General features: G+C 66.6%; 10 protein-coding genes. 9 read left to right on the forward strand and 1 reads right to left on the reverse strand.

Features of this window, described 5'->3' with window-relative positions; genetic code table 11:
* Position 1 precedes the first annotated feature (1 nt).
* Complete coding sequence (locus LDO11_RS15265) at positions 2-595, forward strand: cation efflux transmembrane domain-containing protein (protein ID WP_095208872.1); 594 nt, start codon at positions 2-4, stop codon at positions 593-595.
* An 8-nt stretch (positions 596-603) separates the two neighbouring features.
* Here LDO11_RS15265 and LDO11_RS15270 read toward each other — a convergent pair whose 3' ends face one another.
* The gene (locus LDO11_RS15270) at positions 604-999 is read right to left on the reverse strand and encodes a MerR family transcriptional regulator (RefSeq protein WP_232142290.1); all 396 of its coding nucleotides are present in this window, start codon (positions 997-999) and stop codon (positions 604-606) included.
* A gap of 94 nt (positions 1,000-1,093) precedes the next feature.
* On the opposite strand from LDO11_RS15270, the gene LDO11_RS15275 reads away from it, so the two are divergent.
* The 8 genes from LDO11_RS15275 (at position 1,094) to LDO11_RS15310 (ending at position 10,678) form a co-directional block, all read left to right on the forward strand.
* A complete protein-coding gene (locus LDO11_RS15275; RefSeq protein ID WP_095209458.1) occupies positions 1,094-1,717 on the forward strand; it encodes a cation efflux transmembrane domain-containing protein in 624 nt (207 codons plus the stop codon).
* Between the two features lie 364 nt (positions 1,718-2,081).
* The gene (locus tag LDO11_RS15280) at positions 2,082-2,765 is read left to right on the forward strand and encodes a TorF family putative porin (protein ID WP_232142291.1); all 684 of its coding nucleotides are present in this window, start codon (positions 2,082-2,084) and stop codon (positions 2,763-2,765) included.
* Positions 2,766-2,781: 16 nt separating this feature from the next.
* Positions 2,782-2,874: a potassium-transporting ATPase subunit F gene (locus tag LDO11_RS15285; RefSeq protein WP_112926689.1), complete on the forward strand. Its 93-nt coding sequence runs from the start codon at positions 2,782-2,784 to the stop codon at positions 2,872-2,874.
* A 10-nt stretch (positions 2,875-2,884) separates the two neighbouring features.
* Positions 2,885-4,618 (forward strand): potassium-transporting ATPase subunit KdpA, encoded by a 1,734-nt coding sequence (kdpA, locus tag LDO11_RS15290; protein WP_232142292.1) that lies wholly within the window; start codon positions 2,885-2,887, stop codon positions 4,616-4,618.
* A 41-nt stretch (positions 4,619-4,659) separates the two neighbouring features.
* Entirely contained in the window at positions 4,660-6,675 is a 2,016-nt protein-coding gene (kdpB, locus tag LDO11_RS15295; RefSeq protein WP_232142298.1) for a potassium-transporting ATPase subunit KdpB, read from the forward strand.
* A gap of 10 nt (positions 6,676-6,685) precedes the next feature.
* The gene (kdpC, locus tag LDO11_RS15300; protein ID WP_112927724.1) at positions 6,686-7,273 is read left to right on the forward strand and encodes a potassium-transporting ATPase subunit KdpC; all 588 of its coding nucleotides are present in this window, start codon (positions 6,686-6,688) and stop codon (positions 7,271-7,273) included.
* Positions 7,274-7,295: 22 nt separating this feature from the next.
* Positions 7,296-9,953 carry an ATP-binding protein gene (locus LDO11_RS15305; RefSeq protein WP_232142293.1) on the forward strand — a complete coding sequence of 886 codons (2,658 nt, stop codon included), beginning with the start codon at positions 7,296-7,298 and terminating at the stop codon, positions 9,951-9,953.
* Positions 9,950-10,678 (forward strand): response regulator, encoded by a 729-nt coding sequence (locus LDO11_RS15310; RefSeq protein ID WP_232142294.1) that lies wholly within the window; start codon positions 9,950-9,952, stop codon positions 10,676-10,678. Before LDO11_RS15305 ends, LDO11_RS15310 begins: the two co-directional genes overlap by 4 nt.
* Positions 10,679-10,913: the final 235 nt, after the last annotated feature.

The raw sequence follows: 10,913 nt of genomic DNA on the forward strand, positions 1-10,913 counted from the left end.
GTTGAGTGAAGAGAAGATCGAGATACACGACGCGCACCAGCGCCGGATCCTGTTGATCGTCCTCGCCCTGAACCTCGCGCTTGCCGCGGGGTTCGGGGTCACGGGCGTCGCCGCCGGCTCAAGCGCTCTGATCGCAAATGGACTGGACAATGCGTCCGACAGCGCCGTCTACATCATCACCCTGCTCGCACTCAGTCGCTCACAAGCCTGGAAACGGTCGGCGGCCAAAGTGTCCGGCTGGCTGCTGATCCTGTTCGCCGCTGGGATCCTGGTCGACGTGGGCCGTCGGTTCCTGGGTGACGCCGAGCCCATTGGTACGACGATGATGGTGATGGCGCTGGGGGCCGGCCTGGTAAACGCGACATGCGTGTGGCTGCTCAAGAAAATCCGGCAGGCCAATGTGAACGTGCGTGCCGCGACGACCTTCAGCACCAACGATTTCATCGCCAACGCAGGCGTGCTCGTGGGTGGCGGACTGGTGCTGTGGACCGGGCGGGCCTGGCCCGACCTCGTCGTGGGGCTAGCAGTGGCGGCGATCGCCCTGAAAGGGGGCATCGAGATCCTGCAGGATGCCCGTGGCGAAGAGGACGCTTGAGTGCCGACCTAGGATGGCGGGTGGCGCAGCGTGTCGAGGATGGCGCACTGGCCGCGCTCGCCGCCGCTGCAACTGCCAATCACCCGTTCGAGCTCCGAGGCCATCCGCTGAAGGTCGTTTAGCCGGTTCCGGATGTCCAGCAGGTGCCCGCGGGCAAGACGGTCGACATCCTGGCAGGACAACCCGTCGTCTCCGGCCAGGCCCAGCAGGCTGCGGATCTCCTCCAGCGAGAAGCCCAGTTCGCGTCCGCGGCTGATGAAGCGCAGCCGATCCGCGTCGGCGGGACGGTAGTCGCGATACCCGCCCGCCGTGCGCGGCGGGGCAGGCAACAACCCGATGCGCTCGTAGTAGCGCACGGTTTCGGGATGGCACCCGCTGCGCTCCGCGACCTCTCCGATCTTCATGGGCTTGACTCTGTAGCGACTCCGGGGTTTAGGATCGCCGACCTGGAAGCGGGCCGCAAATCCTCGGACGCCCGCTCGACTCGGAGACATGATCATGAGTGATTCGTGCGGCTGCGGAAGCACGGTGGATATCCGCGCCCTGGAGGCGGGGCAGCGGCGCGTGTTGATGATCGTGCTGGCAATCAACATCGCCAGCTTCGTGATGATGATCACCGCAGCGATCTACAGCGGCTCGTCCTCGTTGCTGTCGGGCAGCCTCGACAACCTCGGTGATGCGTTGACCTATCTGCTGAGCCTGGCAGTGATCGGCGCGAGCCTGCGCGCCAAGGCCAGGGTGGCGTTGTTCAAGGGATTGCTGATCCTCGGTGCCGCGGTTGCGGTCGCCATCCAGATCGGCTGGCGCCTGGCCCACCCGGAGGTGCCGATCTTCGAGGCCATCGGCATCGCCGCCGTGATCAATCTTGCGTTCAACGCCTTGTGCCTGTGGCTGCTTACCCCGTACCGCTTTGGCGACGTGAACATGTCATCGGCCTGGGAGTGCTCGCGCAATGACCTGTACGAGGGTGTTGCGGTGCTGCTGGCAGCCGCCGGCGTGTGGCTGTTCGATGCCGGCTGGCCCGATCTGGTCATCGCCGGTGGACTGTTGCTGATGTTTCTGCGGTCCTCCGCTCGGGTACTCCGCATGGCTTGGCGGAGTTACCGGGACGAGGTGAAATAACGAGTTACGGCCCGTTGTCCGGTCCTCGAAGAAGAAATGCTCCGTTCTGACGCGTGGCTGGAGCGGCCAAGAAAGTCAGCTATGACAGGCAGTTAGCTCACCTTTGGCCGTTTTTTACACGAATCCCTGCCGACCCTCTGAAAGAGTGGATTCGAAGCGGCAGTTCGGGTCAGCCAGAACGTCCGCTTCTGGCCGAAAGCGACCCGAAGCGGACATTCACTCAATGGAAATTTACGACGAATTTACGTAGCGGCGCCAGGTGCGCAATAGCGAATTTACGTCCCCTTCCGGGACCATGGCGACGTCTAATCAGCCATGGTTCGCAATGGACACTAGGATCAGAAGGGAGTGGAAAGAGGCGGCCGTGCCGCTATCCATCGCCGTCCTCGCCGCCGCAGGCCTCGTGTGCCTTGCGTCCGCCGCATCGGCAGCGGAGCTGACAGGAAACGCCACCCTCACCAGCGACTACATCTGGCGCGGCAGCTCGCAGACGATGCAGAAGCCGGCCGTGCAGGCGGGCATCAAGCTTGCCGGTGACAGCGGCCTCTATGCATCGGTGTGGGGTTCGAACGTGAAGTTCGCCTCCGCAACCGATGCCGCCAGCGAGTTCGATCTCACCATCGGCTGGGGACGCAAGCTCGGCGAGGACTGGGCGCTGGACGTCAGCGCGCTGCGCTACATCTATCCTGGCACTCGCGGATTGGACTGGAGCGAGGTCAATGCCTCCGCCACTTGGCGCGACCGTGCCTGGGTCGGTGTCGGCCAGTCCAGCAACGCCATGGCCACGCGTGAGAACGGCACGTACGTCAGCGCCGGCGTGCGCATTCCCGCCAATGACGAACTACGTTTCGAAGCTAGTGCCGCGCATTACGCACTGAGCGATGCGCTGGGCGACTACAACCACGGCTGGGCCAGCGCGGTGTGGGCGTTCAAGGCCCCGTTAGAAGCACGCCTGACCGTGCACGGCACCGATGGCGCGGCGAAGGCCCGCTTTGGCCGCGAGGTCGCCGGTACCCGCATCGAAGCAGCGCTGCAGGCAGCGTTCTGAACCTGAGGAGATTTCCATGCCCACATGGCTTGCCTTGCTTTGCCTGATCGCCGTGGTCGTCGCCGCGATCTACCTCTTGTTCGTCATTCTGTTTCCTGAGCGCTTCTGAGGACCTTCCGATGACCACCTTCGTACTCGTGATGGTGCTGGCGCTGCTGCTCGGCTGGCCGCTGGGCCACTACATGGCCAGAGTCCTGCGTGGCGGCAAGGCGCCGCTGGACGCGCTGTTCCTGCATGTCGAACGCGGCCTGTATGCGGCGCTGGGACCGGCGGCGCGCGGCGGCATGACCTGGCGCGGCTATGCGCTGGCATTCCTGCTGGCCAACGCCGTGTTGTTCGTCACGGTGTGGGTGTTGCTGATGATGCAGGGCGTGTTGCCGCTGAACCCGTATGCCGCACCCAACATGCCTTGGGACCTCGCGCTGCACACCATGGTCTCGTTCCTGACCAACACCAACCAGCAGCATTACTCCGGCCAGGCGCAGCTCTCGTGGCTGTCGCAGATGGTCGGCATCGTCGGTCTGCAGATGATCACGCCGATGTTCGGACTGGCGATCCTGGCGGCGAGCCTGCGCGGGTTTTTCGGCGGCCGCAAGGCCATCGAGGGCGACACGTCATCCGCAGAAGGCGAGGAGCGTGATCTGGGCAATTTCTGGCGCGACGTGATCCGTGCCGGCCTGCGCGTGATGCTGCCGCTGTGTTTGCTGTGGTCGCTGCTGCTGACCTCGCAGGGCGTGCCGGCGACGCTTGTGCGCGTCGCGGACGTGACGCCGATCGATGCCAACGCCGGCATGGCCTCGCAGCACATCCCGGTCGGCCCGGTCGCTCCGATGGTCGCCGCCAAGCAACTCGGCACCAACGGTGGTGGCTGGTACGGCCCCAATGGCACCGTGGCGCTGGAAAACCCGACGCCGCTTTCGAACCTGCTCGAGACGCTGGCGCTGATCCTGATCCCGGTCGGCTGCGCGTTCATGGTCGGTCAGTTCACCGGTCGCCGCAGGCTCATCGGGCTGGTGCTCGGCACGATGCTGGGGCTGTCGCTGCTCTCGAGCCTCGGCACGATCTGGCTGGAAAGCCATGCACCCGGCAGTGCGATCGCGGTGATGGAAGGCAAGGAAGTCCGGCTCGGCGCGGAGGCTTCCGCCGCCTACGGCGCGCTGTCGACGCAGACCTCCAATGGTTCGGTCGTGTCGATGCACGATTCCTGGGCACCGCTGGCGGGTGGCGTCGCAATGACTAACATGCTGATCAACGCCATCTGGGGGGGCATCGGCTGCGGCGTGCTCGGCCTGCTGGTCTACATCCTGCTGGCGGTGTTCCTGGCCGGCCTGATGACCGGGCGCACGCCGGAGCTGTTCGGGCGCAAGATCGAAGCGTTCGAAGTGCGCTGGCTGGCCTTCCTGATCCTGCTGCAGCCGCTGGCGATCCTCGGCTTTTCCGCCGTCGCGCTGGCCGTGCCGTCCCTGACCGGCAACTCCAATCCCGGCGCGCACGGCATCTCGCAGGTGCTGTACGAATACGTCAGTGCCTTCGCCAACAACGGCTCGGGTTTCGAAGGGCTGGCTGACAACACCGTGTGGTGGAACGTCACCTGCGCGATCGTGCTGCTGCTCGGCCGCATGCCGGTGCTGCTGATCCCGCTGATGATCGCCGGCTCGATGGCGAGGAAGCGCGCGGCGCCACAGGGCTCAGGCTCGCTGCAGCTGGAATCGCCGACCTTCGCGCTGACCCTGGTGGCGATCATCGCCATCCTCACCGTTCTGCAATTCATGCCGGCGCTGGTCCTCGGGCCGGTGGCCGACCACCTGCAACTGGTTGCGCAGCAGCATGCTGCGACTGGAGTCGTCCCGTGAGCACGCCTTCCCTCCATCTCGGCGAGGCCCGTCGCCGTTCCATCGTCGGGTTGCATCCGGACGCACTGCGTTCCGCATCGATCGATGCCCTGCGCAAGCTGGCGCCCCGGCATCTCGTCAAGAGCCCGGTGATGGCGATCGTGATGCTCGGCACCGTGCTGGCCGCGCTCATCAGCGTCACCACCCCCGGCGCGCTCGGCTACGGCCTGCTGGTCAGCGCGATCCTCCTCATCACCGTGCTGTTCGGCAATTTCGCCGAAGCGGTGGCGGAGGCCCGCGGCCGTGGCCAGGCCTCATCGCTGCGGGCCGCGCGCAAGGATCTGGTCGCCCGCCGCATCGATGAGGCCGGTGCCGAAACGCGCATTCCCGCGTCTGAACTGCGCAAGGGCGACCGCGTGATCGTGTCGGAAGGCGAGCTGATTCCCGCCGACGGCGAGATCATCCGGGGCCTCGCGAGCGTCAACGAAGCTGCGGTGACCGGCGAATCCGCGCCGGTGCTGCGCGAGGCCGGCACCGACCGCTCCTCGGTCATCGGCGGCACCAAGGTGCTGTCGGACGAGATCGTGATCGAAGTCAGTGCCGAACCCGGCGGCAGCTTCCTCGACCGCATGATTGCGTTGGTCGAAGGCGCCAACCGCCAGAAGACGCCGAACGAGATCGCGCTGACCATGCTGCTGGCGGCGATGACGCTGACCTTTCTGATCGTGGTGGCGACGCTGCCGTTCATCGCCAGCTTCGTCGGCGCCCGCATCGACCCCCTGCTGCTGATCGCGCTGCTGGTGTGCCTGATCCCGACCACCATCGGCGGCCTGCTGCCGGCCATCGGCATCGCCGGCATGAACCGTGCGCTGTCCGCCAACGTGCTGGCCAAGTCCGGCAAGGCGGTGGAAATCGCCGGCGACGTCGACGTGCTGCTGCTGGACAAGACCGGCACCATCACCCACGGCGATCGCCAGGCGACGAAATTCCACGCGCTGTCCGGTATCGATCCCGGGCAGCTGCGCGATGCGGCGATACTGTCCTCGCTGGCCGACCCGACGCCCGAAGGCAAGTCCATCGTCAAGCTTGCCGTCGAACAGGGCGCGAAGCTGGTCGATCCGGAGCATGCGCATTTCGTGCAGTTCACCGCGCAGACGCGCATGTCTGGCGTGGATCTCGGGGCGACCAACGGGCAGGTGCAACGCGTCATTCGCAAGGGTGCCGGCGATGCCATCGCGCGGCATGTCGCGGAACTGGGCGGCGAGGCAACCCCGGAGCTGCAGGCCCGCGTCGATGCGGTGGCGCGCAGTGGCGCGACCCCGCTGGTGGTCGCCGAAGGCCGGCATGTGCTCGGCGTGGTGGAACTGTCGGACGTGGTCAAGCACGGCGTGGCCGAGCGCTTCGCTCGCCTGCGCGCGATGGGCGTCAAGACCGTCATGATCACCGGTGACAACCCGCTGACCGCCGCCGCGATCGCGGCCGAAGCCGGCGTCGACGACTACATTGCCGAAGCCAGGCCGGAAGACAAGCTCGCGCGCATCCGCCAGGAACAGGCCGGGGGGCGCCTGGTGGCGATGGTCGGTGACGGCACCAACGACGCGCCGGCGCTGGCGCAGGCCGATGTCGGGCTCGCCATGAACTCCGGCACGCAGGCGGCGAAGGAGGCCGGCAACATGGTCGATCTGGATTCCGATCCGGCCAAGCTGCTGGCCGTGGTGGAAGTCGGCAAGCAGCAGCTGATCACCCGCGGCGCGCTGACCACGTTCTCGCTGGCGAACGACGTCTCGAAGTACTTCGCCATCCTGCCGGCCCTGTTCGCCGCCGCCATTCCCTCGATGGCCACGTTGAACGTGATGCACTTGTCCAGTCCGCGCAACGCGGTGCTGGCCGCGCTGATCTTCAACGCACTGGTGATCCCGGCTCTCATCCCGCTGGCGTTGCGCGGCGTGCGCTTCACCCCGGGCAGCGCCAATGCCCTACTGCGCCGGAACATGCTGGTGTACGGCGGCGGCGGCGTGGTGCTGCCGTTCGTGGCGATCAAGCTGATCGACATGGTCCTTTCACTGTTTGGAGGTTGAGATGCACACGATGGAATCGACGCTTCCCCTGCATACGCGTGCTGCACTGCGGCCGGCGCTGGTCATGGCCGCCATCGCCCTGTTGGGCTTCGGGCTGCTGTATTCGCTCGCCGGCACCGGACTCGGACGTGCCCTCTTCCCGCAGCAGGCCACCGGTAGCCTGATCAAGCGAGATGGGAGCGCCGTCGCTTCGTTACTGGTCGCCCAGCCGTTCGCTGATGCGCGCTATCTGCAGCCGCGTCCCTCGGCGGCCAACTATGATCCGATGGCGGCCGCTGGCAGCAACCAGGCACGCACCAACCCGGAGGCGATCCAGCGCATCACCGACACGCGCGCCGACGTCGCCGCACGCGACGGCATCGCAGTGGACGCGGTCGCGCCCGAATTGACGACGCAGTCCGGCGGCGGCCTGGACCCGGACATCTCACCCGCCGCTGCACAGCAACAGGTGGCTCGCATCGCCCGGGCGCGCGGTCTCGACGAAGCCATCGTGCGCAAGGCGATTGCCGATGCGACGCAGGCGCCGCAGTTTGGCCTCCTCGGGCCGGCGCGCGTGAACGTGGTACGCGCCAACTTGGCGCTGGACGCACGCCGCTAGCCGACGCGCGACAATGCCCGGCATGAACGACGCGGACACCCGCAGCGCACAGGCCGATGCGCTGATCGGCACGCTGCAGCGCCAACGCAGCGGGCGGCTAACGCTGTTCCTCGGCGCTGCCCCGGGCGTCGGCAAGACCTACACCATGTTGAGCCGCGCGCGGGAGCTACAGCAACGCGGCATCGATGTCGTGGTCGGGCTGGTGGAAACCCATGGTCGTGCCGAGACGGCGAAGCTGGTCGAAGGCCTCGATGTGCTGCCACGCCGCCAGGTTCCCTACAACGGTCGCGTGGTCGAGGACATGGATGTCGATGCCCTGTTGGCGCGCAAGCCGCAGGTGGCGTTGGTGGACGAGCTGGCGCACCGCAATGCCCCTGGCAGTCGCCACGAACGCCGCTGGCAGGACGTGATGGACCTGCTAGATGCCGGCATCGATGTCTATTCGACCATCAACATCCAGCATCTGGAGAGCCTTAACGACGTCGTGCATCGCATCACCGGCGTGCGCGTCAGCGAGACCGTGCCTGATGCCATCTTCGACCGGCTGCGCGACATCGTGCTGGTGGACCTGCCACCGGCGGAACTGATCGAACGGCTGCACCAAGGCAAGGTCTACCTGCCTGAGCATGCCGCTCAGGCGCTGCAGTCATTCTTCGTGCCCTCCAACCTTGCGGCGCTGCGCGAGCTGGCGATGCAGACTGCCGCCGACCGCGTCGACAACGACCTGCGCGACGAGCGGACCGCGCGCGGGGTGCAACCGGTGGCGCTGCGACAGCACGTGATCGTGGCCATCGATGGGCGCGGCCAGTCCGAGTACATGGTGCGGATCGCACGACGGATGGCCGAACGCCGGCATGTACCTTGGACGGTGGTCAGCGTGCAGACCGGCGCGTGGCCGGAGCCCGTGCAGGCGGAGATCGACAAGGCATTCGCGCTGGCGCGCCGGCTGGGCGGTAATGCCGAGATCCTGCACGGCAACAATGTGGTGGATGCGTTGCTGGACCACGCGCAGCGGTTGGGCGCCTCCGCCATCGTGCTCGGCCGCACGCGTGAACGCCCGCTGGCTCGCATGGTGAACCGCACCATCACGCAACAGTTGCTGCAGCGTGCGGCGCACTTCGAAATCACCATTGTCGGCACGCCGCAGAGCGAGGAGAAATCGCGTCGGTTGTTCGACGACACCCGCGACACCCTGCGCGCGGGCGACATGGCGTTCGCCGTGCTTGCCTCCGCGCTATCGGTGCTGGCGGCCTGGCTGGCGGAACGCTTCATCGGGCTGGACGATCTGTCGATGATCTTCATCCTAGCCGTGCTGGTGGTCGCTTCGCGCACACGCATGGCAGCCGCGGTGCTGTCGGCGGTGTTGTGTTTCCTCGCCTACAACTTCTTCTTCATCGAGCCGCGCCTCACCTTTTTGATTTCCGCGCAACGCGGGGTCATCACCGTGCTGCTGTTCCTCGGCACGGCGCTGCTGGCCGGGCGGTTGGCCGCCAAGCTGCGCACGCAGGTGATCGCCTTGCGCGCGGCCAACGCGCATGCCACCGCGTTGCAGGCGCTTGGTCGCGAGCTCGCCAGCGCCGCCGATCCCGGCCAGGTCGCGCAGGCCGGCCAAGCCGCATTGCAACGTGCTCTGGATGTAGAGGCGGTGGTGCATCTGGGCGATGCACCGATCCCTGACCGCAGCGCGGACTGGCTCGACGCGAAGGATCGCGCCGCTGCCGATTGGAGCCGTGCGCACGGACAGCACGCCGGGCGGTTCACACAGACGCTGTCCGCCAGCGATTGGTGGTTCCTGCCCGTGCGTGGCGATGGCGCGTCGCTCGGCGTGGTCGGTCTGAAATTCGTGCCCGGCGTGACCCGGCTGACGCTGGAACAGTCGCGCCTGGCGGAAGCCATGGTGGACGACATCGCGCAGGCCGCACTGCGCACGCGGCTGGTGAGCGACCTGGAATCGACCCGGGTCGGCGCGGAAACCGAACGCCTGCGTTCAGCCCTGCTGTCCTCGGTCTCGCATGACCTGCGTTCCCCGTTGGCCGCGATCATCGGTTCGGTGTCCAGCCTGCAGAGCTACGGCACGCAGATGCCGGAGGCCGATCGCGGCGAGCTGATGGCGACCATCCGCAGCGAGGGCGAGCGGCTGGATCGCTACATCCAGAACCTGCTCGACATGACCCGCCTTGGCCACGGGGGACTGGCGCTGAAACGCGACTGGATCGGCGCAGATGAACTCGTCGGGGCAGCGGTGGCGCGCATCCGTCAGTACGTGCCCGTAGCACAGGTCGCGATGTCGCTGCCGCCGGGACTCAAGCCTCTGTGGGCACACGCCGCACTGTTGGAACAGGCTCTGTTCAACGTGATCGAGAACGCCTGCAAATTCTCGCCGGCGGGAGAAGCGGTCGCAGTGGCGGCGCGCGAGCTCGACGATGGCGGCCTGCAGATCGATGTCGACGACCGCGGCCCCGGCATCCCTGACGCCGACCGCGCGCGCATCTTCGACATGTTCTACAGCGTCGAGCGCGGCGATCGCGGGCACAACGGCAGCGGGCTCGGCCTGACGATCGCGCAGGGCATGGTCGGCGCCCATGGTGGCCAGGTCGAGGCCTTGCCGGGCCCCGATGGACGCGGCACGCGCATTCGCATCACACTGCCGCGCATGACGCCCCCCGATTCCGCGACGTGAACCCGACCACCGGCCTGCCGGTGCGCATTCTCGTCATCGACGACGAACCGCACATCCGGAAATTCCTCGACATCAGCCTGCGCGCACAGGGCTATGCGGTGGCCCTGACCGCCACGGCGCGTGAAGGGCTGGAGGCACTGGCGACACGCGGTGCCGACCTCGTGATTCTGGACATCGGCTTGCCGGACATCGATGGCCATGAAGCGCTGGCGGAACTGCGCAGTTGGTCGCGGGTGCCGGTGCTGATGCTGTCGGTGCGTGCGGACGAGGCGGACAAAGTGGCGGCACTCGATGCCGGGGCCAATGATTACGTCACCAAGCCGTTCGGCACACCCGAACTCATGGCACGGGTGCGTGCGCTGCTGCGCGACGTGGCGGTGCCTGCCGATGCCGCGCCCCCCGTCTACGATGACGGCACACTTCACGTCGATCTGGCGAGGCGCGAGGTTCGCCTCCGTGGCGAGCCGTTGGCGTTGGCGCGCAAGGAATACGCGTTGCTCGCCCTCTTGCTGCAGCACGCGGGTCGTGTGGTGACGCAGCCGCAGCTGCTGCGCGAACTGTGGGGACCTACGCACGATGGCGATACCCATTACCTGCGCATTCTCGTGGGCAAACTCCGTCAGAAATTGGGGGACGATGCGTCGGCTCCGCGGTGGATCGTGACCGAGCCAGGGGTGGGGTTGCGGTTCAGGGGAAGCCCGGATCAGTCATCAGTGATCTCCTGACTCTCAACCGCTCATGTGCATCTACGGTGTCCGCTTCTGGCCGAAAGCAGACTCCCGTGGGGTTGGGGATTAGGTGGATTTATCGAGAGTATGGAAGATGTACCTCCGTGGACCGCCCAGCCTTTTGCAGACACCCGCAGGCCATAATTCATGGCTACAGCAGAGGTGTTCATGAGCAGCAAGCGATACACGGATGAGTTCAGGGCGGAGGCGGTGAAGCAGGTGCTCGAGCGGG

Origin of the sequence: Alterluteimonas muca (assembly GCF_021191595.1) — a bacterium.
Classification (GTDB): Bacteria; Pseudomonadota; Gammaproteobacteria; order Xanthomonadales; family Xanthomonadaceae; genus Luteimonas; species Luteimonas muca.

What these genes read in the sequence shown, in the direction of transcription:
- LDO11_RS15270 (WP_232142290.1), bottom strand. Translation starts at nt 999, where the DNA reads ATGAAGATCGGAGAGGTCGCGGAGCGCAGCGGGTGCCATCCCGAAACC.
- LDO11_RS15275 (WP_095209458.1), top strand. Translation starts at nt 1,094, where the DNA reads ATGAGTGATTCGTGCGGCTGCGGAAGCACGGTGGATATCCGCGCCCTG.
- LDO11_RS15285 (WP_112926689.1), top strand. Translation starts at nt 2,782, where the DNA reads ATGCCCACATGGCTTGCCTTGCTTTGCCTGATCGCCGTGGTCGTCGCC.
- kdpA (WP_232142292.1), top strand. Translation starts at nt 2,885, where the DNA reads ATGACCACCTTCGTACTCGTGATGGTGCTGGCGCTGCTGCTCGGCTGG.
- kdpC (WP_112927724.1), top strand. Translation starts at nt 6,686, where the DNA reads ATGGAATCGACGCTTCCCCTGCATACGCGTGCTGCACTGCGGCCGGCG.
- LDO11_RS15305 (WP_232142293.1), top strand. Translation starts at nt 7,296, where the DNA reads ATGAACGACGCGGACACCCGCAGCGCACAGGCCGATGCGCTGATCGGC.